Source organism: Nocardioides sp. Root140 (assembly GCF_001426745.1).
Lineage (GTDB): Bacteria > Actinomycetota > Actinomycetes > Propionibacteriales > Nocardioidaceae > Nocardioides.
Genome location: NZ_LMFI01000011.1, coordinates 79082 through 104115 on the forward strand (window position 1 = coordinate 79082; position 25034 = coordinate 104115).

The window sequence follows — 25034 nt, forward strand, 5'->3', positions numbered from 1 at the left end:
TGCAGTTCGTACCACTCCCGGCTCGGAACACGTATGAACTGCAACTCTCGCCGTACACCTGCGCACGCCCAAACGCGCCGTACGCCCGCTGCCGGGCTCAGGAGTCGGTGCTGAGCTGGCCCAGTGCGGCGACCACGGCGCCGGACTCCTCGCAGACCCAGACCGGGTCGGGGCCGCCGAGCTCGGGGTGGATGTGCAGGGCGTGTACGGCGTCCTCGCAGCGTGGGCACACCGGCCACCGGCCGACGCGCATCAGGAGGGCGTCCTGCACGTCCTGGGCGACCAGCCCGCCGACGTACGGCTCGCCGGCCGGCCACTGCTCGGCCCACCATCGGCGCTCGGAGACGGCGTCCTCCAGCAGCGAGACGGTCTCTGCGGAGGCGACCCCCGTGGCCTCCAGGTCTCGCATCACGACGGCGCGGGCGGAGAGCAGTTGGTCGGTCACCCTCCCATTGTGCGTCGCCCCCGGTGAGACCCCGCCAACCGTGGATTCTTGATGCACGAACCGGGTGCGGTCGATGCGCGAACCGTGGCTCGTTGGGGTGGGCACCAAGAATCCACGGTTCGAAGCGCAATCTTGCGGGGTTGGCGCATCAAAAGGGCGGTGTTCGCGGCCCTAGAGTGACCGGGTGAGGATTCATGGACTGCTGCTCGCCGCGGGGGCCGGCCGGCGGATGGGTACGCCGAAGGCGCTGGTCGACGACTGGTTGTCGCGCGGTGTGACCGCCCTGCGCGACGGAGGCTGCGACGAGGTGACCGTCGTGCTCGGTGCCGCGGCCGCTCAGGCCCGTTCCCTGCTCGAAGGCGTCGAGGTCGGCATTGTCGAGGCGGACGACTGGGCCGACGGCATGGGCGCATCCCTGCGTGCCGGGCTGGCCGCCCTGGCCGGGCTCGAGGCACTGCCGGACGCAGCACTGGTCACCCTCGTCGACCTCCCGGACGTCGGCGCGGACGTCGTACGCCGGGTGCTCGCCGCCCCGCAGACCAGCCCCGGGTCGGAGCCGGCGGGCGGTGAGTCGCGGACGCAGTCGATCACCCTGGGCGTGCTCCGCCGGGCGTCGTACGCCGGCGTGCCCGGGCACCCCGTGCTGATCGGCCGCGACCACTGGTCCGGCGTACGCGCATCTGCCGAGGGTGACCGTGGCGCGCGCGCCTATCTGGCCGCCCGCGAGGTCGAGCTGGTGGAGTGTGGCGACCTGGCCACGGGGCAGGACGTCGACAGCCCAACCCGCGACCAACGTCGCGCTGAGTAGCCTTGAATGCATGGACACTCCACACACTCCGGGCTCGGTCGCCGAGGTCGAGAAGTTCCTCGGTGACACCGGCTACGTGTGTGAGGAGTCGTTGGCGACCGTGGTGTTCCTCGCGCTCACCATGCAACGACCCCTGCTGCTCGAGGGCGAGCCCGGCACCGGCAAGACGGCACTCGCCGAGGCGATCGCGGAGGCCCAGGGACTGCCCCTGATCCGGCTGCAGTGCTACGAGGGGATCGACGCGACGCAGGCGCTCTACGACTGGGACTTCCCCCGCCAGATCCTGCACCTGCGTGCCCTCGAAGCCTCGGGCAACGCCGACGTGCAGCAGGCCGAGAAGAGCCTGTACGACGAACGCTTCCTGCTCGCCCGACCCGTGCTCCAGGCGCTGCGTGAGAGCCCGGCGGTGCTGCTGGTCGACGAGGTCGATCGGGCCGACGACGAGTTCGAGGCCTTCCTGCTGGAGGTGCTCTCGACGTACCAGGTGAGCATCCCCGAGATCGGCACGGTGCGCGCGGCGACGCCGCCGATCGTGGTGCTCACCTCCAACCGCACCCGCGAGCTGCACGACGCGTTGAAGCGGCGCTGCCTCTACCACTGGATCGACCACCCGGGGCTGGAGCGCGAGGTCGAGATCCTGCGCTCACGCAACCCCGAGGTCAGCGAGACGCTGGCCCGTCAGGTCGCCACCGCCGTCCAGTCGCTACGCACCGAAGACCTCCTCAAGCCTCCGGGCGTGGCCGAGACCCTCGACTGGGCGCGGGCCCTGCAGGCGTTGGGCGCCACCGAGCTCGACCTGGCCACCGCCTCGGCGACGTTGGGCGCGCTGGTGAAGTACCGCGAGGACGGCGACCGGGTGCGCCAGGCCCTCGACCGGCTGATGGCGGTGTGACGGTGCCGCATGCCGCCGACGAGATCCTGCTCGGCTTCACCCGCGCGCTCCGCGCCGCCGGTGTCCCTGTCACCCAGGACCGAACCCATGGGTTCGCCTCGGCGGTCGCGCTGCTCGGCGCCGACGACCACCGGGCGACGTACTGGGCGGGCCGCGCCACGCTCTGCGCCGGACCCGACGACCTCGAGCGCTACGACCAGGTGTTCCACGCCTGGTTCAACCACCGCGACGGACTGCCGCGCCCGGCGCCGTCGACCGAGGCGTCGGCCCCGCTCGCGACCGACCTGCTGGGCGGTGACGAAGACGATCTGGCCGGTGACGACGCGGCGGGTCATGACCCGGTGCGGGCGATGGCCAGTCGCACGGAGCTGCTCCGGCATCGCGACGTCGGCACCATGTCGGCCTCCGAGAGGCGCCTGCTGACCACGCTCTTCAGCGCGCTGCACCCGCGCCTGCCCATGCGGCGTACTGCCCGACAGCACGCGTGGCACAGGGGCTCCGTCGATGCCCGCCGCACCCTGCGGGCCAGCCTGCGACGCATGGGGGAGCCCGCCGACCTCGCGTGGCGTCGGCGGGGTGCCCGGCCGCGTCGGGTGGTGCTCCTGATCGACGTGTCAGGGTCGATGAGCAGCTACGCCGACGCCTTGCTGCGTCTGGCACACCGCTTCGCGACCACCGACGAGGGCCGTCACGTCGAGGCCTTCACGGTCGGCACCCGGCTGACGCACATCACCCGCGCGCTGCGACAGCGCGACCCCGACCGGGCCCTGGTCGCGGCCGGAGACACGGTGCCGGACTGGTCCGGTGGCACCCGGCTCGGCGAGGTGATGCGGGTCTTCCTCGACCGGTGGGGCGCCCGTGGCCTGGCCCGCGGTGCCGTGGTCGTGGTGTTCAGCGACGGCTGGGAACGCGGCGACACGGCCCTGCTCGGCGAGCAGATGGCGCGCCTGCACCGCCTCGCGCACAAGGTGGTCTGGGTGAACCCGCACCGGGGCAAGGCCGGCTACCTGCCCGTGCAGCAGGGCATCGCCGCGGCGCTCCCGCACGTCGACGACTTCCTTGCGGGTCATACCCTGACCACGTACGCCGAACTGTTGGAGGTCGTGGCAGATGCGTGAAGTGCTCCCGGAGCTCTTGGAGTGGTGGCGGGCCGGCGAGACGGTCGGCATGGGCACGGTCGTGGCGACCTTCCAGTCCGCACCCCGGCCCCCGGGCGCCTCGATGCTGGTCGGCCCGGAAGGTACGGCGGTGGGCTCGGTCTCCGGCGGCTGTGTCGAGGGTGCGGTCTACGAGCTGGCCGGCGAGGTGGTCGAGTCCGGCGCACCCGTCTTCCAGCGCTACGGCATCTCCGACGACGACGCGTTCGCGGTCGGCCTGACCTGCGGCGGCATCCTCGACGTGTACGTCGAGAAGGTGAACCAGGAGACGTTCCCCGAGCTGGGTGAGATCGCCGACGACCTCGAGGCCGGTCGCGCGGTCGCCGTGGCGACGGTGATCGAGCACCCCGACCCGTCCTGGGTGGGCCGTCGCACCCTCATCCGCCCTGACTCCGCGACACTCCCTGACGCTCCGGCCCCCAGCAGGACCGAAACGTCAGGGACTATCCCAGAGGAAGGGCCGAAACGTCAGGGAGTATCTCTGGGGAGTGCGCGGGTGGACGACGCGGTCCGCGACGACGCGCTCGGGCTGCTCGCGTCCGGGCACAGCGGCACGCTGTCCTACGGACCCGACGGCGAACGCCGCGGCGAGGGCATGCGCGTCTTCGTGTGGGCCTTCGCGCCCAAGCCCCGCATGCTGGTCTTCGGCGCGATCGACTTCGCCGCGGCGGTGGCGCGGATCGGCAGCTTCCTCGGCTACCACGTGACGGTCTGCGACGCTCGCCCCGTGTTCGCGACCAACACCCGCTTCCCCGAGGCCGACGAGGTGGTCGTCGACTGGCCGCACCGTTTCCTCGCCGCCGAACAGGAGGCCGGGCGCATCGACTCGCGCACGGTCCTCTGCGTGCTCACGCACGACCCCAAGTTCGACGTACCGCTGCTCGAGGTGGCGCTGCGGCTGCCCGAGGTCGGGTACGTCGGCGCGATGGGCTCGCGGCGTACGCACGACGACCGCCTGGCGCGGTTGAAGGAGGCCGGCGTGACGTCCGAGGAGATCGACCGGCTGTCCAGCCCGATCGGCCTCGACCTCGGTGCCCGCACCCCCGAGGAGACCGCGGTCAGCATCGCCGCCGAGATCGTCTCGTCGACCTGGGGCGGCAGTGGTCAGCCACTGGCCGCACTCGAGGGCCGGATCCACCGGTAGCGAACCGCCACCTGTCCGTTCGGGCAGGCCGGACCCGTCACCTTGCCGGGCTCTCCGGGCCGAGCACGCTCCTACTGTCGTGGGTGAAGGCGCCTGGTCGGCGCACACACCACCACGGAAGGCCACGACATGGGGCGGTACGTCATCGAGCGGGAGTTGCCCGGAGCCGGAGAGCTCGACGAGCAGCAGCTCCACGACATCAGCGCCAGGTCCAACGAGGTGCTGGCAGGCATGTCGCACATCGAGTGGGTCCAGTCGTGGGTCACCGACGACAAGCTCTACTGCGTGTACGACGCCGCGAACCCCGAGGACATCGCCGAACACGCCCGCCAGGGCGGGTTCCCGTGCGACCGGGTCAGCCCGGTGACCGGCACGATCTCGCCGGAGACCGGGCGCTGAGAGACTCCGCCTGGGCGGACCCAACGTTCTCGCAACGTTTGGCGGTGCACAGTGGTGCAGGTCACACAGTTGGGAGACTTTGATGAGCACGACGATGGTCCCGGCCAGCGGGGAACGCCACGGCAGCACCCTGCGGGAAGGCCCCGTGGAGACCTTTGAACTGGCCAAGTTCCACGCGCCCGAGGTGGTGCTGGGCACCGGCTCCCTCGCCGAGGCCGGTTTCGCGGCCGGGCGCCTGGGCGCCCGGCGTCCGCTGGTGGTCACCGACCCGGGCATCATCGAGGCCGGCTGGGTCGACGAGCTGCTCGGCCACCTTCGGGAGTCCGGTCTCGAGCCGGTGGTCTTCTCGAGCGTCACGCCGAACCCGCGCGACCACGAGATCCGCGCGGCCTACGCGCACTACGCCGAGTGGGACTGCGACGTGATCATCGGCATCGGCGGCGGTTCGGTCGCCGACGCGGCCAAGGGCGTGGCGATCCTGTCCGGCAACGGCGGCGACATCCTCGACTACGCCGGGGTCGACCTGATCACGCACCCGATCCCGCCGCTGCTGATCATCCCGACGACGTCGGGCACCGGTGCCGACGTCAGCCAGTTCTGCATCGTCACCGACACCGAGAGGTCGGTGAAGGTGACCATCCTCGGCCGGGCCCTCGTGCCCGACATCTCGATCACCGACCCGCGGCTGCTGGTCACGATGCCCGAGGACCTCAACGCCGCCACCGGCCTCGACGCGCTGACCCACGGCATCGAGGCCTTCGTCTCGCTGGCCCACAACCCGCTCGCCGACACCCATGCGATCAGCGCCGTCGGGCTGGTCTGTCGCAACCTGCGTACGACGATGACCACGCCGCGTGAGGCCGAGGCGAGGCGCAAGATGGCCCAGGCCAGCCTCCAGGCCGGGCTGGCGTTCTCCAACGCGATCCTCGGTGCCACCCATGCGATGAGCCACCAGGTCGGCGGACTGCTCGACGCCCCGCACGGCGTCGTGAACGGCGTACTCCTGCCGCACGTGGTCCGCTACAACGCCCGGGCCACGCCGGAGCGGTTCGTCGAGCTCGCCGCTGCGGCCGGGCTGTCGGTGCAGGGCATGCCCGGCGAGGAGGCGGCCGAGATGCTCGCCGACCACATCCGCCTGCTGGCCGACGACATCGGCGTGCCCCGTGGGTTGAGGGAGCTGGGGGTCACCGAGGAGGACATCCCGCGGCTGGCCCGCACCACGCTGGACGACGCCTGCCTGACCACGAACCCGCGGCTGGCGAGTGAGCAGGAAATCGCCGAGCTCTTCCGGAACGCTCTCTAGAGATGAGTGATCGGCACACTCCCACGGGGAGCGATCTCACCACCCTCACCGGCGTCCGGTCGGGCAAGGGCTCCTACTACCGCGCGTACGTGCGCTCCGACGAGCGGATGCAGCACGCCGTACGAGCGATGGACTCGATCAGCCGCGCCCTGGTGCGCACGGCGGAGGGCCCGCGCGCGCTCCTGGAGGAGGTGGCCCGTGCGGCCGCCCAGCACCTCGACGCACAGTGGACCGTGCTGGCCCTCTCCGACGGCCAGCTGCCGGGCGCACGCCCGCGCTTCCTGGCCGTCGACCACGTCGGCCGGGTGATCGACGACGACGCCGACCTGCCCCACCACGTACGCCGCGAGCTCGGCGCGATCCGTGCCGGACACGCCACCGGTGCACCCGGCTTCGACCGGTGGGTGCGGGTGCCGATGACGCTCGACAACGCCATGATCGGCAGCCTGGTCGGGCTGCACGGCCTCGACGCGGAGCCCGAGCCCGGCGACCTCTCCGTGCTGCGCATCCTGGCCAACGAGGCCGCGGTCTCCCTCTACAACTGCGAGCAGTACCAGGCCGGCCTGGCCCTGCACCGCCGGGCCCAGCGGTTGTACGACGACGCGGTGTCCCAGGCACTCGACCTCGAGGAGCGGACCCGCGAGCTTCGCCAGGCCGAGGAGCGACTGCTGGTCGCCCACCAGCGCGAGCTGGTCGACCACGAGCGGCACCGCATCGCCCGTGAGCTGCACGACAACGTCACGCAGTTCGTGCTCTCGGCGGGCATGTCGATGGAGATCGCGCGTGGAGAGGCCGAGGACCTGGGCGCGTCCGCGGCCGTGCTGCTCGGGCACCTCAGCACCGCCAAGAACCTCACCCAGGAGGCCGTCGACCAGCTGCGCCGCGCGATCTACGCGTTGCACCAACCGCACCGCGACACGGTCTGGACGCTGCCCGAGCTGTTGCAGGAGGTGGCCGAGCACCACCGGCCGCACCTGTCGGTGCACCTGCACATCGAGGGCGAGGTGCAGGTGCTGCCGGCCGACGCCGACCACGAGATCGCCCGGGCGGTCGGCGAGGCGTTGTTCAACGTGGCGGTGCACGCCGAGGCGACGCGGGCCGTGATCCGGATGCGCTACCGGACCGACGAGCTGTTCGTCAGCGTCGCCGACGACGGTGTCGGAGACCCGGGGGAGCTGGCCCGCAAGCTCCGCATCGGTCGGGGCCGGCCGGCCGACGGGCGCCACTGCGGCCTGGCCAACATCTACAGCCGCCTCTCCGACATCGGGGGGTCGCTCGCCTTCCGCCGCGCCCGCATCGGCGGCGTACGGATCGAAATGCGTGTCCCGCTGCCCCTGGCGGTCAACCGCCCGGGGATGATCACCGGCCTGGTGGGAGCCAGGCCAGAGGAGGAAGCATGCCCACCCTGAGCCCACCCGAGGCGCCCACCGGGCCCGACGTCGACACCGTCGACATCATGCTCGTCGACGACCACGCGATCGTGCGGCAGGGACTGCGCTCGATCCTGGAACGCGAGTCCGACCTGCGGGTCATCGCCGAGGCGTCGAGCCGTGCGGAGGCGCTGGCCGTGATCGCCGCGGCCCGCCCGCGCATCGTCCTGCTGGACCTCAAGCTCTCGACCTCGTCGGACTCCGAGGGCCTCGACCTCTGCGCCGAGCTGTCCGAGCAGTACCCCCATCTCGGCATCCTGGTGCTCACCACGTTCCTCGACGACGCGTTGGTGCTGCGTGCGGTGCGGGCCGGGGCCCGCGGCTACGTGGTCAAGGACGTCGACACCTCGGGTCTGATCCGGGCGATCCGTGACGTGGCGCGAGGCGAGAGCGCCTTCGACGCGCGTTCGGCCGCGGCCATGGTGCGCGGGCTGAACGCGCCGACGGCGGCCGAGCAGAAGCACCTCACTCCTCGTGAGTGTGAGGTGCTGGCACTGCTCGCCCGCGGCCTGTCGAACCGTGACATCGGCCGGAGGCTCTACATCTCCGAGACCACGGCCAAGTTCCATGTCGGGAACATCCTTCGCAAGCTGGGGGTGACCCGCCGCGCGGAGGCGGTCTACGAGGCTTCCAAGCTGGGCGTCATCTGATCGACTGATCAGGGAACGGCCAGCACCGTCCGCTCCCACGTGGTGTTCACGATGATCGCGGCCGAGGCGTAGAGCGCGACGACGGCGTCCGCGATCAGCAGGTAGCCGGCGAGGTGGCCGAGTCCGGCGCTCTCGAAGAACGCGCCGAAGGCGGCCAGGTAGAACACCGCGCACAGCAACGTGAAGATCACGATCGTGGTCAGGTTGGTGCGCAGCGCGGCGAGCAGCATGTACGTCGAGAAGATCGCCCACGCCAGCAGGAACATCCCGGTGATGGCGGCGGCGTCCGCGGTCACCATCGGGCCGTAGAACTGCACGAGAAGCGCGTAGCTGAGCCAGAAGCCGGCGTACGCCGTGAACACCAGCCCCGGGAACGTCTCGCCGCGCTGGAAGTGGATGATGCCGGCGACCAGCTCGGTGAGGAAGCCGAGCGAGAGGGCCAGGGAGAGCACGGCGGGAGTGGCGAGCGGGTCGATCAGCCCCGACATCACCGTCGAGAGCACGAGTGCGGAGATGCCGAAGCTGGCCAGGCCCAGCGGGAACGGGTCGCCCCAGCCGGAGGGCGCAGGGGCCACGGCAGGGGCGGGCGTCGTCGTGGCCGCATGGGCCGGGCGACTGTCGATGTCGGTCATGTTTCCTCCAGGAGTGGTTGGGCTTCTGACGCTAGGAGTCGCGGGTTCCCGGCGGACCGCCCGAGAGGCGGGGTGCCGGGCCTGTCCGGACAGTCCTCTCCCGGCCCTGCGTGAAGCCGAAGTACAGGTACGGCGTGCGTCGCACGCGTGCCGGCGTACGGGTGGGTGAAGTCGGGGAGAGGTGCGCAGGCATGATGATCGAGCCGAACGCCCGAAGACACGACAACGTGGTGGATCGCTGGCCGTTCGCTGACGCCCTGCACCGGACCGTCCGACAGGTAACTCGCAGGCTGCCGGCCCCGTCTGAGCGTGAACCGCTCCCTGACCCGCCTGCTCACCTGTCGTACGGCCCACCCCCGTCGGGTCGACCAGGTGCCGGCCGTGTCGGTGAGTGCTGCCTGTGACCGCAACAGCCACTGGGTGCGATCCACCACGTCGGTGGTTGAGGATCAGGCGAGGTCGATCAGGAGCCAGCCGCCGTGCGCCTCGCGGACGACGTACGGGTGGCCGATGGCGGCACCCCAGGCGTCGAGGTCGTCGAGGGAGACGGTGCGTACGTGGCCCCAGGTCGCGTCGGCCTCTTCCTCGAGGGGGACCGCGATCACGACGCGTCGGCGGGCCACGCGCAGGGCCTCGTGGACGACGCGTTCGCCATGGTCGGGCTCCAGGTGCTCGAGCAGGTGGACGGCGAGCACGTTGTCGCACGAGTCGTCGGCGAACGGCAGCCGGCCGGCGTCGGCGGTGCGCGTGTGCACCTCGCGGCCGAGGCGCGGGGCGACCGCGTCGAGCAGGCCGACGGTGCCGGCGGAGACGTCCGAGGCGATCACCGCGCGCCCGGCGGCGGCGAGCCGGAGGGACAGGAAGCCGAAGCAGCAGCCCAGCTCGAGCACCGTGCCGGGAGCCAGCGCCTGCTCGGCCAAGCCATAGACGGGTGCGTAGTCGGCGATGGTCCCGTGCCGGGTGCCGGTCGGGTCACCGGTGAGGGACTCAGCGACCCGGGCGAGGGTGTTGGCGTAGAAGTCGGTCCACGCGTCGAGCGGCTCCGCACGGGTGCTGAGCACGATGCCGGTGAGCAGCCGCTCGAAGAGGTCGGGTCCACGCAGCCATCCGGGCTGGAACAGCTCCTCGGCGATCAGGCCCGCCAGGTCGTCGTCGATCTGGTCGGGCCGCAGCGCGTGCGAGAGCTTGATCAGGGGGCCTTCGTGGAGGATGTCGAAGTGCTCGGTGCGCACGGTGCGCAACTGCCGGCGTGGGCGGGGGCCGTGCAGCGCCGTCACCTCGACCATGGCGTCGCGGTAGACGCCGTCGTGGGTCGCGACGAACGGGTCGATCGCCGAGACCGGTTCGACGGCGCTCATGCCGGGCCCCTGGGCGAACCGCAGCGCAGCACCCTCACGTCGTCACCTTCAGTGACGTGGTGACTTCCTCGAGGCCGTGCAGGTTGCGCACCACCTGCACCTTGTCGGTGTGTTCGGCGTACGCCGGCAGGTCGCAACCGCCCAGTCCCCATGAATAGCTGGGCTCCGGGGTCAGCCAGATCGTGGAGCGCGCCCGGCGGGTGATCTCCTCGAACGCCTCGAGCCCGGGGTCCTTGCCGTTGCCGCGTCCGTCGCCGAGCACGATCACGGTCGTACGCCGGTTGACCGCCGAGCCGTACTGGTCGAGGAACTGGCGGAACGACGACCCGTAGTCGGAGTCGGCGTCGACGTCGAGGATGCCGCCCGCCGGCAGGCCCGCCATCACGAGGGACAGCGCGTCCTCGATGCGGTGCTCGGAGAACAGGTCGGTGATCTCGACCATGTCCTTGACGAACGCGAAGGTGCGCACCGACGACGCGACCGACTGCAGGCTGTGCACCAGGTGCAGGGTGAACCGCGCGGTCGAGCGCACCGACAGCGAGACGTCGCACAGCACCAGCAATCTGGGTCGGTCGTGTGCCTTGGCGACGGTGACCGGCCGGAACGGGACGCCGTCGTACTTCATGTTGCTGCGCATGGTGCGCCGGCCGTCGACCACGCCGCGCGCGGCCGTCGTACGACGGGGGCGGGGCGCGCCGTGCAGGCTGCGCAGCAGGCGACGCAGCGACTCCTCGAGCTCGGCACGCTCGTGCTCGTCGACGGTCTCGGCCTGCGCGGCCTGGAGCTCGCGGGTCTCGATCTCGCGCTCGGTCTCCATCAGCTGCTGGAGGTGGTCGCGGATCCGCTCGGGCAGGCTGGCCAGCCAGGGCGCCAGCGCCTTGCGCAGCGCGGCGAGGTCGCCGTCGTCGACGAAGGTGTCCTCGGGCAGGCGTTCCTCGAGCCAGCTCAGCAGCGCCATCTCCTCGTGCACCGACAGCTCGGTGTCGAGCTCCATGCCGGGGCTGCGGACCAGGTCGCCGGGGTTGCCCGGGTTGTGCATGCGACGGGTCGAGAGCTGCACCCTGGCCGCCTCGCCGGCGCTGGTCTGGGTGTCGTTGGAGAGCACGATCTCATCGGTCAGTGCGGCGATGTCGATCTTGTTGGCCTCCTGGTGCAGGTTGTACTGCTGGGCCATGTCCTCGGGCTTGAAGAACTCCTTGATGTCGTCGGGCTTGCCGTGCGAGTGCCCGTCCTCGGGGATGTCGCCGGGCTCCTCCGACAGGGTGAAGTCGGTCAGCTCGCCGTCGTCGCTCAGGTCGTCGTGGGTGTGCTTGTGCTCCTCGCCGGCTTCGTCGATGACGGGACGCAGTCCGAAGAACCGGTCGAAGACGCGGTCGAAGGTGGCCAGGTCGCGCCGGTCCTTGACCAGGCTGACCGCCAGCGCCGCGCGGAGCACCTCGCGTTCGTCGAGCACGCTCGGTTGGGCCACCGCGTGCATGGCGTCGATGACCTCCGCCGTACTCACCCGCACGCCGTGGAGTCGCAGCAGGCGGATGAACCGGTGGACCGCGCCTTCCATGCCGTCGGCCTAGACCGGGCGCTTGCGCGCCGAGAAGGACCGGCTGCCCTGGCCGGGTGACACTGCACGCGACGGGCCGAGCTTGTTGTCCGCGCCGTAGTAGCCCTTGTCGTGGCGGCCGGGCTTGTCCTTGGCGGCGCGGGCGGCCTTGCCGTCGACATCGCCGGAGTCATCCCGTGCCGCGGGCGGCTGCGGCGCGGGGTCGTGGTCGTGACCGTGGCCATGCCCGTGACCGTGACCGTGCAGGCTGTCGGGCACGACGGCGTTCGGATCGACCATCTTCGGGATCGCGGCGAGCGTCTTCTTGAGGTCGCGTTCGTACTTCACGACGACGTTGAGGGTGCTGGACAGGATGTCGGAGGTCAGCTCCTCCACGCCCAGCACGGCGAGGGTGCGCGCCCAGTCGATCGTCTCGGAGATGCTCGGCGCCTTGCGCAGGTCGAGGTCGCGCAGGTCGCGCACGATCTCGACCAGGCGTACGGCGAGTGCGTCGGAGAGGCCGGTGTCCTTGGAGCGGATGATCTCCAGCTCCCGCTCGGCGTCGGGGTAGTCGAGGAAGAGGTGCAGACAGCGCCGCTTGAGGGCCGCCGAGAGGTCACGCGTGTTGTTGGAGGTGAGGACGACGTACGGCAGGTGCTTGGCGCGGATGGTGCCGATCTCGGGAATGGAGATCTGGAACTCGGAGAGCAGCTCGAGGAGCACCGCCTCGAGCGCCTCGTCGGCCCGGTCGACCTCGTCGATGAGGAGTACGACGGGGTCGTCGGAGTCGATCGCCTCGAGCAACGGACGGGCGGCGAGGAAGCGCTCGGAGAAGAACACCGAGTCCTGCTTGGCGATGCGCTCGATCGACTCGTTGAGGTCGGCGGCGTCCTCGACGATCGAGCCGATCTTCTCGCGCAGGATCTGGGTGTAGAGCAGCTGCTTGCCGTAGTCCCACTCGTAGAGCGCCTTGGTCTCGTCCTGGCCCTCGTAGCACTGGAGGCGGAGCAGTCGCCGGCCGGTCGCGTGGGCCAGGCTCAGGGCCAGCTGGGTCTTGCCGACGCCGGCCGGGCCCTCGAGGAGCACCGGCTTGTCGAGCCGGGTCTGGAGGAAGACGGTGGTGGCCAGGCGGTCGTCGGAGAGATAGCCGTGCTCGGCAAGGCGCAGCCGGGCCTCCTCGACGTCGGCGAAGGCGGGGGCCGGTTCGGGCAGCGTGCTCACGTTCTCTCCTCAGGCAGTGGTTGCGTGTCCGGTGGGATCCGGTCCGGCCGCCGGCTCGATGGACGGCGACCGGACCGGGGCTCTGTCAGCTGATCAGGTCGTCCAGATCGCCGTTCATGCAGTGATCGATCACCGGGCGCACGGTCTCGAACGTGCACTCCTTGGCGTTGCCCGGCGTACAGGCGTCACCGAGCACGTGGTGGGTGATGCGGTCGATGTCCTCGTCGTCGCCCTTGATCACCGGTGCGTTCTCGTAGTACGCCGTCGGGCCGGTGCCCAGGCGGTTCTTCGAGTAGCTGTCCTGGGTGACGTCGGTGAACTTCTCCGGGATGCCCACGTCGCGGAGCAGCCGGATCGACGCGGCGAGGGCGGCGTCGGCAGCCTGCACCTTGGTCATGCCGTGGGTGTCGATGCCCATGGCCTCGGCGATGTCGGCAAAGCGACCGTAGACCGCGGGCATGTTGAACGCCCACACCCGGGGCAGCGCGATCGCGTTGTTGAGCCCGTGGTGGGTGTCGTAGAACGCCGACACCGCGTGCGAGATCGAGTGGATGATGCCGAGGCCGCCGGAGTTGAACGCCTGGGCGGCGATGTACTGGGCGTACATCATGCCCTCGCGACCCTTGAGGTCCTGGCCGTTCCACACTGCCTCGCGCAGGTTCTCCGAGGTCAGCTTGATGGCCCGGATCGCGTTGCCGAGTGACGGCTCGAAGTTGAGCCGTGACACGTACGGCTCCGAGGCGTGCGCCAGCACGTCGAACCCGCACTGGGCGGTGTAGTCGACCGGGCAGTCGAAGTACAGCACCGGGTCGTCGATCGCCAGGGTGGCGACAGAGGCGTCGTCGAAGGCGACGTACTTGTGCGGGTTGTCGGGGTCGGTCGTGGTGTCGGTGATGACGTAGGCCCACGACGTCTCGGAGCCGGTGCCGGCCGTCGTCGAGACCGCGATGTGCGGCGGGTTCTTCGGGTTCTCGGACATGTTGAAGCCCTCGAACTCGTTGACGTTGCGTCCGTCGTGCGCCACCGAGATGCGGGCGCCCTTGCAGGCGTCGTGCGAGGAGCCGCCACCGATGGAGACGAACGAGTCGCACGCGTTCTCCTGGTAGAGCTTCACCGCGTCCATGGTGTTGTAGTCCTTGGGGTTGGACTCCACCTTGTCGTAGAGCACGACCTCGAGGCCGTGGTACTTCATCGACTCGACGATCTTGTGCACGATGTCGGTGCCGCGCAGGCCCGAGGTCATCACCAGCGTCTTGCGGAAACCGAGCTTGAGCGCCTCGGGGCCGATCATCTCGTGCGCGCCGGGGCCCATCAGGGCCCGCGGGAACGGGTGGAACTCCTTGATCGGGAACGGCTTGAGCAACTCGTCAACTTGCATCAGAGAAACCTCCGGATTCGGGGTGGGTGCTTCGGACGCTAGGTCCGTCGGAAGGGCCCCGAACAGACGAGGATCGCGAAACCGGCCGCGGGGGGAGGGGTGCACCTGTCCGTCCCGACAGGTGCCACCGGCCGCTGCGATGGTTGCGGCGTTCTCGGGCGTCGAGACGGAACCGGTGACGCCGTCACGGTCCACGGGCTACGGTTGCGAGAGACCGTCAGGAGAGCCGATGTCCGTCGATCGTCAGCAGCTGCACGAGCGCAGGATCGATGCCGTGCGCGCCTGGACCGCCTTCGTCGAGCAGGGTGACCGGGCCGAGCAGCTGGTCCGTCCCGAGATCCTGCACTCGTGGCGACGGTCCGGCTCGCTGATCAGGCCAGACGTGACCGAGGCGCCGTTGGCCGACGAGGCCGACACCGCGGCGTACTGGGCCGGTTCGCCGCTCCAGGTCGGCGTCGAACGTGTCGAGGACGAGCTGCGGCGTACGGCGGACGACGGCGACCTGGTGCTCGCCGTGACCGACCCCGAGACCCGCATCCTGTGGACGTACGGCGGCCGCGTGATGCGCCGCAAGGCCGAGTCGGTCAACTTCGTCGTCGGCGGCAAGTGGGACGAGGCGAGCGTCGGCACCAACGCGCTCGACCTCGCGCTGCGCACCGGCGGGCCGTCGATGGTGTTCAGTGCGGAGCACTTCGCGCCGATCGTGCACAACTGGGTGTGCTGGGCGGCGCCGGTGCACGACCCTGCGACCGGTGAGGTGCTCGGCGTGATCGACCTGTCGACCACCTGGGACCGCACCCACCCGATCGGGCTGGCCACCGCGCGCATGATGGCGCGGGTGATCGAGGGGGCGATGCCCCGGTCGATGCATGCCGGAGGTCGGGCCCCTCACCTGGTGCTGCCCGACGACGAGATCGGGCTCAGCCTGCGGTTGCTCGGCTCGGCCGAGGTGCATCTCGACGGCGAGCGCCTGCTGCTCAACCGACGGCAGACCGAGATCCTCGCGCTGCTCACCCTCCACCCCGACGGGCTCACCCTCGAGCAGCTGCACGCGCTGCTCTACGGCGACCAGTCGATCACCCTGTCGACGCTGAAGGCCGAGGTCTCGCACCTGCGGCACGCGGTCGGTGGCCAGCTGGCGTCGCGGCCCTATCGCCTCACGCTCCCGGTGCAGGCCGACGTCGAGACCGTCGTACGCCTGCTCCGCCAGGGCAAGGTGCGCGAGGCCGTGGCGGCGTACGGCGGTGACCTGCTGCCCGGCACCGAGTCCCCGGGGCTGGGGGAGTACGCCGACTATCTCGCGGTCGCCGTGCGTGAGGCGCTGCTGGCCGACCCGGTGCCGGCGGCGGTGGTGCGCTACACCGAGTTGGCGCCCTATGACACCCAGGTGATCGAGGCCTGCCTGGCCTCGCTCGGCGAGGCCCCGCACCCGCTCAAGCCCCTGCTCCGCGGCAAGCTCGCCGCCGCTTCATCCTCCCGATAGTCCCTGACGTTCGGGCCCCCAATTCGGGATACTCCCTGACGTTCGGGCCCCCAAATCGGGATACTCCCTGACGTTCGGGCCCCTAAATCGGGATACTCCCTGACGTTCGCGTCCCCGGAGGGACCGAAACGTCAGGGAGTATCGCGGCGAGAGGGCCGAAACGTCAGGGAGTATCCAACCTTTCGCCAACCTCGGGTTCATAGCGTGAGCCGGGTCACAGGTAGCCAGTGCGTCTGCGAGGAGTCGTCCATGACCAGGATCGAAGTCACCGTCGACGGAGCAAAGGTCTCCGACGACGTCGAGCCACGGATGCTGCTGGTGCAGTACCTCCGGGAGAAGCTCGGCAAGACCGGCACCGTGATCGGGTGCGACACCAGCAACTGCGGGGCGTGCACGGTGCACCTCGACGGGCGCAGCGTGAAGTCGTGCAACGTGCTGGCCGTGCAGGCCGACGGCCACGAGGTGACCACGATCGAGGGGCTGGCCACGAACGGCGAGCTGCACCCGATGCAGGCCGCGTTCCACGAGTGCCACGCCCTCCAGTGCGGCTTCTGTACGCCGGGCATGATCATGCAGTCGATCGACCTGCTCAACGACAACCCGAAGCCCGACGAGAAGCAGATCCGCGAGGGCATCGAGGGCAACCTTTGCCGGTGCACCGGCTACCACAACATCGTGCGAGCCGTGCAGACCGCGTCCGGGCAGGAGGTCGGCAAATGACCGTCACCGAAGAGCCGCAGATGGAGATCGGCCGGGACCGGCGCCGCAAGGAGGACCAGCGACTGATCACCGGTCGCACCCGCTGGACCGACAACATCACCCTCCCGGGCATGCTGCACCTGGCCATGGTGCGCAGTCCTTTTGCGCACGCCAAGATCGTCAACATCAACGTCGACGAGGCGAAGGCGGCGCCCAACGTGGTCACGGTGGTGACCGGCAAGGACCTCGGCGAGGAGCAGGGCTCCCTGCCGAACGCGTGGCCGATCACGCCCGACCAGGTCACCCCGCCGCACCCGCCCGTCGCGATCGACCGGGCCACGTTCGCCGGCGAGATCGTCGCGGTCGTGGTGGCCCGCAGTGCCGCCGAGGCGCGTGACGCGGCCGAGCTGGTCGACGTCGACTACGAAGAGCTGCCCGCGGCCCTCGACCTCAAGGAGTCGGCGGAGGACAAGGTGCTCGCGCACCCCGACCTCGGCACCAACAAGTCGGCACTCTGGGTCTTCGACTCGGCCGACGCAGGCACCGGCGGCAACGTCGAGGAGGCCATCGCAAAGGCGCGTGAGGACGGCATCGTCCTCGAGCGCGAGTACCGCCAGCAGAGGCTGATCCCCGCGTTCATGGAGCCCCGCTCGACCGTGGTCGACCCGACCGGCGAGCAGATCACGATGTGGAGCGCGACCCAGATCCCGCACATCCTGCGCTTCCTGCTGGCCGCCGTACTCGGTGTCTCCGAGGCGAAGGTGCGGGTCATCGCGCCCGACGTCGGCGGCGGCTTCGGCGGCAAGCTGCAGACCACGCCCGAGGAGTTCATCACCATGGTGCTGGCCCGGCGGCTGGGCAAGCCGGTGAAGTACACCGAGACCCGCTCCGAGTCGATGATGGCCGCCCACCACGGCCGCGACCAGTGGCAGAAGCTCACCCTGGCCGCCGAGAAGGACGGCACGGTCACCGGATTCAAGGTCGAGCTGCTGGCCGACCTCGGCTCGCACGTCTCCCTCGTCGGTGGCGGCGTCCCGGTGCTCGGTGCGTTCATGTTCAACGCGATCTACAAGTTCCCCGCCTACCACTTCGCGGTGCAGACGGTGCTCACCAACAAGGCCTGGACCGACGCCTATCGGGGTGCAGGGCGCCCCGAGGCGACGTTCGGGATCGAGCGCATGATGACCGAGCTGGCCGCCGAGCTGGGTGTCGACCCGCTCGAGGTGCGTGAGAAGAACTGGATCAAGCACGAGGAGTTCCCGTTCACCACGGTGGCCGGGCTCGAGTACGACTCGGGCAACTACGAGGCCGCCACCGCGTTGGCCAAGGAGCACTTCGGGTACGACGAGCTCCGGGCCGAGCAGAAGGCCAGACGTGAGTCGAAGGACCCGATCCAGCTGGGCATCGGTGTCTCGACGTTCACCGAGATGTGCGGCCTGGCGCCGAGCCGCGTGCTGGGCAGCCTCGACTACGGCGCCGGCGGCTGGGAGCACGCGACCGTGCGCATGCTGGCCACCGGCAAGGTCGAGGTGGTCACCGGAGCCAGCGCCCACGGCCAGGGCCACGAGACGGCGTTCAGCCAGATCGTCGCCGACCGGCTCGGTGTGGCCTTCGAGGACGTCGAGGTGCTGCACGGCGACACGATGGTCGCGCCGAAGGGCCTCGACACCTACGGCTCCCGGTCGCTCGTCGTCGGTGGTGAGGCGCTCGTGCGGGCCGCCGACAAGGTGATCGAGAAGGCCAAGCCGATCGCGGCCCACCTGCTCGAGGCATCGGTCGACGACATCGAGTTCTCGGCCGGTCGCTTCGGGGTCCGTGGCACCGACCAGGGTCTCGCGATGGCCGAGGTGGCGCTGGCGACCTTCGCCGCGCACAACCTGCCCGACGGTGTGGAGCCGTCGCTCGACTGCGACGCGACGTACGACCCGGTGAACTTCAACTACCCCCACGGCACGCACCTGTGCGCGATGGAGGTCGACACCGAGACCGGTGCGGTCAAGATGCGCAAGTACACCTGCGTCGACGACATCGGCAACGTGATCAACCCGCTGATCGTGGCCGGCCAGGTGCACGGCGGACTGGTGCAGGGCATCGCGCAGGCGCTCTGGGAGGAAGCCGTGTACGACGACTCCGGGACGCTGGTCTCGGCCTCGTTCGTCGACTACCTGGTGCCGACCGCGGCCGACACGATCAGCTTCGACGTCGACCACACCACCACGCCGTCGCTGACCAACACGCTCGGCACCAAGGGCGTCGGCGAGGCCGGCACGATCGCCTCGACACCGGCGGTGGTCAACGCGGTGGTCGACGCGATCCGGCAGTTCGGCGTCAACGACGTCCGCATGCCGTGCACGCCGGAGAGAGTGTGGAAGGCGATCAACGACGGCGGCGGCGGCGACAAGACCACGGAGGCGGCCGCTCCGCACTTCGACGACAGCGGCGACACAGCCATCGCGGACGGAGCCCCGGAATGATCCCCGCAAAGTTCGACTACCTCGCACCCACGACGGTCGAGGAGGCCCTGGCCGCCCTGGCCGAGCACGGTGACGACGCCAAGATCATCGCCGGCGGGCAGAGCCTGCTGCCGGTGCTGCGGATGCGCCTCAACGCACCCGAGATGATCATCGACCTCGGCCGCATCGAGTCCCTGCGCGGCGTGACCGAGGACGGCGACGCCCTCGTGATCGGCGCGATGACCACCCACACCGACGTCGGCAAGAACGCCCTCGTCGCCGAGCACGCGGCGGTGATCACCAAGGCGATCGAGCACCTGGCCGACGCGCAGGTCCGCCACCGCGGCACGTTCGGTGGCGCCCTCGCGCACGCCGATCCGGCGGGAGACCTCGGTGCACCGGTGCTGGCGCTCGATGCGGAGTTCGTGATCACCGGCAGCGGGGGAGAGCGCCGGGTGTCGGCGTCCGACTTCTTCGAGGACTTCATGACCACCGCGATCGGCGACGACGAGATCCTCACCGCCGTACGCATTCCCAAGCACACCGGCTGGGGTGGCCACTACGAGAAGTTCGTGCGGGTCGCCCACCAGTGGCCGATCGTCGCGGTGGCCGCGACCGTGCGCGCCGAGGGCGGCACCATCGCCGAAGCGCGCATCGGCCTGACCAACATGGGCTCGACGCCACTGCGCGCGACCGCCGTCGAGCAGGCACTGGTCGGTCAGCCGGCCACCGACGAGGCCGTACGCCGCGCAGCGGAGTCGGCCGCGGAGGGCACCAACCCACCGTCGGACCTCAACGGTGACGCCGACTATCGCCGACACCTGGCGACGGTGCTGACCCGTCGGGCCGTGCTCGCGGCCGCGGGAGCGTGAGCCCGTGCAGCTGACCCACGAGTTCACCGTGCCCGCCTCGCGCGCCGAGACCTGGGCCGCCTTCAACGACATCGAGTCGGTGGCCGGGTGCTTCCCGGGCGCCACGGTCACGTCCTTCGAGGGCGACACGTTCACCGGCAGCTGCAAGGTGAAGCTGGGCCCGATCGCCCTTGTCTACAACGGATCCGGCTCGTTCACCGAGAAGGACGAGTCCGCCGGCGTCATGAAGATCAAGGCGATGGGCAAGGACAAGCGCGGCAACGGCACCGCCGGCGCCGACGTCGTGGCCACCATGAGCGAAGCCGGCCCCGGCGAAACCCGGGTCGAGGTGGTCACCGACCTCAACATCACCGGCAAGCCCGCCCAGTTCGGCCGCGGTGTCATCCAGGACATCAGCGACAAGCTGCTGGGCCAGTTCGTCGACTGCCTGAAGACGAAGGTCGGCGGCACGCCCGAGCCAGACGCGGACTCCGAACCGGCCTCGGTGCCGACGGGTGCTGCGGCGGTCTCCGCACCCGGCGGCGACCCGGACGCTGGTCCGGCGTCGGCGCCCGCCGCGGAGAGCTCGGCCGCGCCCGCCCCACAGGCGAGTACGCCGTCGCGCCACAAGGCCGAGTCCTCCGGATCCTCGGGCTCCTCCGGCTCGGACGACGCACTCGACCTCGGTGCGACCGTGCTGCCGATCCTGCTCAAGACCTACGGCAAGCAGCTGGCTGCCGCCCTCGGCGTACTCGCCCTGGTCGTCTGGATCACCCGCCGCCGCTGCTGCTGAACGAGCGCCCTTCGAGACGGCTCGTCCCTCGCCTCCTCGGAACCCATCTCGAGACCACGCCGCGAGATGAACGCCCGCGGGCCGGCCGGGTGGAGTGGGGTAGGCGGGCCCGCGAGCGTTCCTTGGCCGGTCAGGCATCAGGTATGCGGGCTGATGCGGACCGTGGGCGCCGCCAGTTCTTGGGAGGGAGAGGCGGCCCGTGCCAACGATTGAGCCAGTACGACGACCGCACGGCAAGGGCAAACGTCCAACGCACTGACAAACAACCTCAAACTTGGCACCTACGTGACAAGAAATGCCGTCCCGCCTTTCGTTGGCCGAGTGGCGAGCGTCGACCAGCGGAGCCTTCGCGGTGTGGTCTCGATACACCGCCTCGTCCCTCGGCGGCACTCGACCACCGAAGGTCCCTCGGCGGCACTCGACCACCGAAGGTCCCTCGGCGGCACTCGCACAGCGGAGCTTTCGTTGGTCGAGCAGCGAGCGCCAGCGAGCGTATCGAGACCGGGTCACCAGCCCGATCAGGTCAGAGCTTGGCGGCAGCCCGCAGGCGCAGGGAGTTCCCGATGACCAGCAGGGCCGCCACGACGCCGAACACCAACCCCAGCAGGGGACTGAGCACACCGAGCCCGGCGCCGACGAGTCCGACAACTGGCGTGATGAGACCGATGACCCGGTTGGTGCGGATCACCGACAGGGCAGTCCGCGAGAGAGACAACGCGCCGGCCACCGCGTCGACCGCCAGCGTGTCGAGCCCGATCGACGACGGGCCCGGCGCTGGCCCTGAGCACACGGCCAGGTCGGCAACCTCCAACGCGTCGGCATTCGCAGGGGACGGCCCGACCATCGCGACCACCTGACCCGCCTCCTGGAGCTCGGTCACCACGCGAGCCCGCTTCTCGGGCGCGACCTCGGCATGCAGCACGTCGATGCCGACGGCAACACCCAGTCGTTCGGTGTTGTGGCTGGTGCCGTCAGAGACAAGCACCGGCGCGAGGCCGAGTGTGCGCAGTCGGTCGACGGAGGCCAGGGCGTCCTCGCGGACCACGTCGTCGACGGTGATGTGGCCGAGTGCCCGGGCGTCCACCTCGACGGCGACGGTGGTGCCGTCCCCGCCGACGTGGTCGAGGCCGATCCAGTCGGGGCGTCCGACCCGCACCGGGTGCCGGTCGACGGATCCGCTGATCCCGAACCCGGGGGTCTGCACGACGTCGGTGAGGTGACCACGTCCGGCGAGCTTGGCGATGGCACGTCCGACCGGGTCCTCGGCGGAGTGCTCGAGGGCGCCGGCGAACCACCGCAGGTTGCGGTCGTGGTCGGGCTCGACCGGGTCGACGGAGACGACGGCGAGCTCGTCCGCGGTGATCGTGCCGCTCTTGTCGAGCACGATCGTCGTGATCCGTTGGGCCGTGTGCAGCGCCGGCTCGGTGAGGCGCAAACCGACAGCGGCCCCGCGTCGTACGGCGAGGCGCAGCGGCAGCCACGCCGACAACAGGTAGCCCAGCGGGAACGCCGCCAGCAACGCGGAGGTGGCGACCCGCATGCCGGCGGAAGCGTCGTCCAGGACGGTCCACGCGAGGCCGAGAGCCACCACAGCCGCACAGACGATCGGCAGTACGGCGACCGTCGGAAGGCCCGAAGACACAGAAGAAGAGCGACGAGGCAGAGAAGTCATCACTCCTCCTCGTCCGCGCGGAAGCGTTCGAAGTCGCTCTGGTCGCCCGCCTTCCAGAGCGGGACGCTGGCCTTGAGCAACATGGTCATCGTGGTCACGAAATCCGGGTCGTGTAGGTCTTCGCCGAACAGCTCGTTGATGCGCTTCCACCGGTAGCGAACCGTCTGCGGGTGCACGCCCAGTTTGGCAGCGATGGCGGGAGCGCTGTCTCGTGTCTCAAGCCAGACCAGCAGGGTCTCGGAGAGGATCTCGCGCGAGTTGGGGGTCTCGGCCAGCAGTGGCGGCAGCAGCTCCTGGCACAGCTGTTGACGCAGCGTCGGCTCGGCGTGCAGCCAGAGCTGGGTGCGGTGGTCCTCGCAGCGGATCACCCGCTCCGAGGGGATCACGCCGCGGAGTGCGAGGCGCACCGCGCGCGTCGCCCAGCGGTAGGCGCTGCGAGCCTCGGTGATCGCGACCGGCCAGGAGATCGCGATCGCCTTGACCAGCGGTTCCTTGTCGAGCCGGGTCAGCACCTCGTCGCTGCAATCCCGTGCGGTGACCAGCACCCGCCCCGTGGGGTCGGAGCCGACCAGGCACCACGGGGTCAGGTCGTCGAGGGAGAGCGCGTCGGCGTTGCGCTGGGTCTGGACGCTGAGCACGACGACCTCGTTGGGCAGCTCCCAACCGGCCAGTGAGGCCTGGTGCTCGAGCTCGGCAGTGCCGTCGCCACGGAGCAGGCCCTCCAGGAGCCGCGAGGTGGCGACTCCCTGGTCGCGGTCGAGCGCCTTCAGTGCGCCGACGTGGCCGAGCCGGGCCTGTTCGGCGAGGTGGTCGATGTGGGCGAAGAGCGCGTCGCCGAGGTTGGCCAGCGCCGCCGCCGAGAGCTGGTTCTCGATCGCGAAGGAGCGGAGGTACTCCCACGACTCCTGCGTGGCGAGGCGGAAGGCGGTCTGCATGGCCTCGAGCGGATGCCCGTCCATGGCCTCGCCGTGGCCCATCCGCCGGAAGAGCTCGTCGGCGCGACGGCCCGTCATCGTCGGGTTCTCGAGGTTCTCCAGGAACTCGTTGATCGCGCTCGACACCGCGAACTCGATCAGCTGGTGCCGCCGTCCGGTGGTCGACTGGCCGTAGCGGTCGATCTGTCCGTGGATGGTCGCCACGATCTCGGAGACCAGTGACGGCATCATCGGCCGGAACAGGCGCGCCAGTTGTACCGCTGAGATCGTGACTGGCTGACCCGGGTCAACCCCCGTCATTGCATGCTCCCCGCCCCCGGTCGTGGCGCCCTCCAGTGACGTCGTCCCGACGGTTCGTCGGGCGATGGGCGCTGCGCACATGCCTACCGTGTCCGGTGGTGGTGGTCAACGGCGACGAACGCTCTGCACCAGTACCGCCGTACGACGACGTCCGTCGTCCGGCTCGCGCAGCCAGCGTGGCGTCATCGACTCCAGCGCCGTCAACAGGCCGACCGTCTCGGCCGGATCGTCGAGGCGATCGCCGAACAGGTGCTTGATGTGCTTGAGACGCGAGCGCACGGTCTGTTCGTGCACCTTCAGGAGGCGAGCCACAGCGGGTGCGGTGTGCCCGGTCTGCAGCCAGACCAGCATCGTCTCGGCCAGGGCCGCGCGTCGTTTCGGGGTCTCGGCCAGCAGTGGCGCCAACACCTGTTCATCGGCGCAGCGGCGCAGCACGGGGTCGGCATGCAGGCACAGCTCGGCCTGGTGGGCCTCACACCAGACGACGCCGTCGCCGGGCGCATCGATGATCCGATCGGCGACGAGCTTCAGGGTCTGGAGTCCCCAGCGCAGGGCATGTGCTGACGCGTCCGGCTCGACTCCCCAGCTGATCGCGACCGGGCCGTGGGAGGTGGCAATGACGCGGGCCTGCTGCTCCACGTCGTCGGGTGCACCGAGCAGCACGAGTGCGCCGTCGTACGTCCCGACCAGTACGGCGCCACACGGTGCGGTGAATGCTGCAGGGGAAGGGTCGCCCGCCACCGCGACCGCGACGAGGTCGGGGATCGTCCAGCCCACTCGCTGCGCGAGGGCGCGTACGTCGGCGTCGTCCGCACCGGTGGCCAGCGCCGTCAACAGCCGGAGTCGTGCGTCGGGCGTGCGCCGAGGTGCGCCGAACCCGAGGAGCGCGTGCTCGAGGAGCTGTCGTTGGTAGTCGAACAACGCGTGCATGAGGTGGTCGACCGCGACCAGCGGAAGGTCGAGTTCACGGGCCAGAGTGCGGAGGTCATCCCACGACTCCTGGGTGGCTATCTGGTGGGCCGCCCGCATCGCGTCGAGGTCGTGACCGGCCTCTGCCTCCAAACTCCCGAGTCGCCGGTAGGCCGCGGCCACGGAGGCGCCACGCACGGGGGCGCCGGCGAGGGCGTCGACGAACAGGGTCACGGCGGAGTCGATTGCCTCGGTGATGAGGTCGCGGAGGCGCGGATCGCGGAAGCCCACGACGTCGCAGCTGATGCGTTCGGCGATGCGGCGGGTGAGCTCGACAGCGCGAGGGCGGTAGATCGCCACCATCTCCGGCGTGATCGAGGGAGGTGGCGCCGCGATGGTCAGGCGCGGTGCTCGTGCCTGGGGCAGGCGACCTCCGACTCGCTGTGTGGGGCTCGGCGTTGGCAGCGACATCACTTCTCCTCCCGCACGACGGACCACGCGCTCCTGGGAGCGAGGGGCACCGTCAAATGGTTCTCCCGAGCACAGTGAATGCGTCGGCGGCGCGCACGTAAAGGTTGTCGGGCA

22 protein-coding genes are annotated in these 25034 nt (G+C 70.2%); 13 read left to right on the forward strand and 9 right to left on the reverse strand.

The window, feature by feature from the left end:
• Positions 1 to 97 precede the first annotated feature (97 nt).
• Entirely contained in the window at positions 98 to 445 is a 348-nt protein-coding gene (locus tag ASD30_RS18980; RefSeq protein ID WP_235529952.1) for a hypothetical protein, read from the reverse strand.
• A gap of 184 nt (positions 446 to 629) precedes the next feature.
• Between ASD30_RS18980 and ASD30_RS18985 the strand changes: the two genes are divergently transcribed.
• The 8 genes from ASD30_RS18985 to ASD30_RS19020 all read left to right on the forward strand — a co-directional run bounded on the left by ASD30_RS18985 (position 630) and on the right by ASD30_RS19020 (position 8228).
• Positions 630 to 1253, forward strand: coding sequence for a nucleotidyltransferase family protein (locus tag ASD30_RS18985; protein WP_056685476.1), 624 nt, complete (start codon positions 630 to 632; stop codon positions 1251 to 1253).
• Between the two features lie 10 nt (positions 1254 to 1263).
• The gene (locus tag ASD30_RS18990) at positions 1264 to 2145 is read left to right on the forward strand and encodes an AAA family ATPase (RefSeq protein WP_056685479.1); all 882 of its coding nucleotides are present in this window, start codon (positions 1264 to 1266) and stop codon (positions 2143 to 2145) included.
• Entirely contained in the window at positions 2142 to 3263 is a 1122-nt protein-coding gene (locus ASD30_RS18995) for a vWA domain-containing protein (RefSeq protein ID WP_056685482.1), read from the forward strand. Before ASD30_RS18990 ends, ASD30_RS18995 begins: the two co-directional genes overlap by 4 nt.
• Positions 3256 to 4446, forward strand: a complete 1191-nt coding sequence (locus ASD30_RS19000) for an XdhC family protein (protein WP_056685486.1) — start codon at positions 3256 to 3258, stop codon at positions 4444 to 4446. Before ASD30_RS18995 ends, ASD30_RS19000 begins: the two co-directional genes overlap by 8 nt.
• A 129-nt stretch (positions 4447 to 4575) precedes the next feature.
• The gene (locus ASD30_RS19005) at positions 4576 to 4845 is read left to right on the forward strand and encodes a DUF4242 domain-containing protein (RefSeq protein WP_056685489.1); all 270 of its coding nucleotides are present in this window, start codon (positions 4576 to 4578) and stop codon (positions 4843 to 4845) included.
• Positions 4846 to 4927: 82 nt separating this feature from the next.
• The gene (locus tag ASD30_RS19010; protein WP_056685493.1) at positions 4928 to 6148 is read left to right on the forward strand and encodes an iron-containing alcohol dehydrogenase; all 1221 of its coding nucleotides are present in this window, start codon (positions 4928 to 4930) and stop codon (positions 6146 to 6148) included.
• A 2-nt stretch (positions 6149 to 6150) separates the two neighbouring features.
• Complete coding sequence (locus ASD30_RS19015; RefSeq protein ID WP_056685495.1) at positions 6151 to 7557, forward strand: MadS family sensor histidine kinase; 1407 nt, start codon at positions 6151 to 6153, stop codon at positions 7555 to 7557.
• A complete protein-coding gene (locus ASD30_RS19020) occupies positions 7545 to 8228 on the forward strand; it encodes a MadR family response regulator transcription factor (protein WP_056685498.1) in 684 nt (227 codons plus the stop codon). The genes ASD30_RS19015 and ASD30_RS19020 overlap by 13 nt, the downstream gene beginning before the upstream one ends.
• Before the next feature lie 8 nt (positions 8229 to 8236).
• Here ASD30_RS19020 and ASD30_RS19025 read toward each other — a convergent pair whose 3' ends face one another.
• From ASD30_RS19025 to mdo, 5 genes are all read right to left on the reverse strand, one after another.
• On the reverse strand, positions 8237 to 8860 hold the full coding sequence (locus ASD30_RS19025) for an acetate uptake transporter (RefSeq protein ID WP_056685500.1): 624 nt from the start codon (positions 8858 to 8860) through the stop codon (positions 8237 to 8239).
• 449 nt (positions 8861 to 9309) lie between these two features.
• Positions 9310 to 10218: a mycofactocin oligosaccharide methyltransferase MftM gene (gene mftM / locus ASD30_RS19030; protein ID WP_056685503.1), complete on the reverse strand. Its 909-nt coding sequence runs from the start codon at positions 10216 to 10218 to the stop codon at positions 9310 to 9312.
• A 34-nt stretch (positions 10219 to 10252) separates the two neighbouring features.
• Positions 10253 to 11776 (reverse strand): VWA domain-containing protein, encoded by a 1524-nt coding sequence (locus tag ASD30_RS19035; protein WP_056685506.1) that lies wholly within the window; start codon positions 11774 to 11776, stop codon positions 10253 to 10255.
• A 9-nt stretch (positions 11777 to 11785) separates the two neighbouring features.
• Positions 11786 to 12976 (reverse strand): AAA family ATPase, encoded by a 1191-nt coding sequence (locus tag ASD30_RS19040; RefSeq protein WP_056685509.1) that lies wholly within the window; start codon positions 12974 to 12976, stop codon positions 11786 to 11788.
• A gap of 85 nt (positions 12977 to 13061) precedes the next feature.
• Positions 13062 to 14354 carry an NDMA-dependent methanol dehydrogenase gene (mdo, locus tag ASD30_RS19045; RefSeq protein WP_056685512.1) on the reverse strand — a complete coding sequence of 431 codons (1293 nt, stop codon included), beginning with the start codon at positions 14352 to 14354 and terminating at the stop codon, positions 13062 to 13064.
• A 229-nt stretch (positions 14355 to 14583) separates the two neighbouring features.
• Here mdo and ASD30_RS19050 point away from each other — a divergent pair, with 229 nt between their 5' ends.
• The 5 genes from ASD30_RS19050 (at position 14584) to ASD30_RS19070 (ending at position 20633) form a co-directional block, all read left to right on the forward strand.
• On the forward strand, positions 14584 to 15837 hold the full coding sequence (locus tag ASD30_RS19050) for a hypothetical protein (protein ID WP_056685517.1): 1254 nt from the start codon (positions 14584 to 14586) through the stop codon (positions 15835 to 15837).
• 249 nt (positions 15838 to 16086) lie between these two features.
• Positions 16087 to 16557: a (2Fe-2S)-binding protein gene (locus tag ASD30_RS19055; protein WP_056685520.1), complete on the forward strand. Its 471-nt coding sequence runs from the start codon at positions 16087 to 16089 to the stop codon at positions 16555 to 16557.
• On the forward strand, positions 16554 to 19010 hold the full coding sequence (locus ASD30_RS19060; RefSeq protein WP_056685522.1) for a xanthine dehydrogenase family protein molybdopterin-binding subunit: 2457 nt from the start codon (positions 16554 to 16556) through the stop codon (positions 19008 to 19010). The genes ASD30_RS19055 and ASD30_RS19060 overlap by 4 nt, the downstream gene beginning before the upstream one ends.
• On the forward strand, positions 19007 to 19861 hold the full coding sequence (locus ASD30_RS19065) for an FAD binding domain-containing protein (RefSeq protein WP_056685526.1): 855 nt from the start codon (positions 19007 to 19009) through the stop codon (positions 19859 to 19861). The genes ASD30_RS19060 and ASD30_RS19065 overlap by 4 nt, the downstream gene beginning before the upstream one ends.
• Positions 19862 to 19865: 4 nt before the next feature.
• Complete coding sequence (locus ASD30_RS19070) at positions 19866 to 20633, forward strand: SRPBCC family protein (protein ID WP_056685527.1); 768 nt, start codon at positions 19866 to 19868, stop codon at positions 20631 to 20633.
• Positions 20634 to 21156: 523 nt separating this feature from the next.
• On the opposite strand, the gene ASD30_RS19075 is transcribed toward ASD30_RS19070, so the two are convergent.
• The 3 genes from ASD30_RS19075 to ASD30_RS19085 all read right to left on the reverse strand — a co-directional run bounded on the left by ASD30_RS19075 (position 21157) and on the right by ASD30_RS19085 (position 24920).
• A complete protein-coding gene (locus ASD30_RS19075) occupies positions 21157 to 22305 on the reverse strand; it encodes an HAD family hydrolase (RefSeq protein ID WP_082564000.1) in 1149 nt (382 codons plus the stop codon).
• On the reverse strand, positions 22305 to 23540 hold the full coding sequence (locus ASD30_RS19080) for a helix-turn-helix domain-containing protein (RefSeq protein ID WP_162251013.1): 1236 nt from the start codon (positions 23538 to 23540) through the stop codon (positions 22305 to 22307). Before ASD30_RS19080 ends, ASD30_RS19075 begins: the two co-directional genes overlap by 1 nt.
• A 105-nt stretch (positions 23541 to 23645) precedes the next feature.
• The gene (locus ASD30_RS19085) at positions 23646 to 24920 is read right to left on the reverse strand and encodes a helix-turn-helix domain-containing protein (protein WP_156393710.1); all 1275 of its coding nucleotides are present in this window, start codon (positions 24918 to 24920) and stop codon (positions 23646 to 23648) included.
• Positions 24921 to 25034 lie beyond the last annotated feature (114 nt).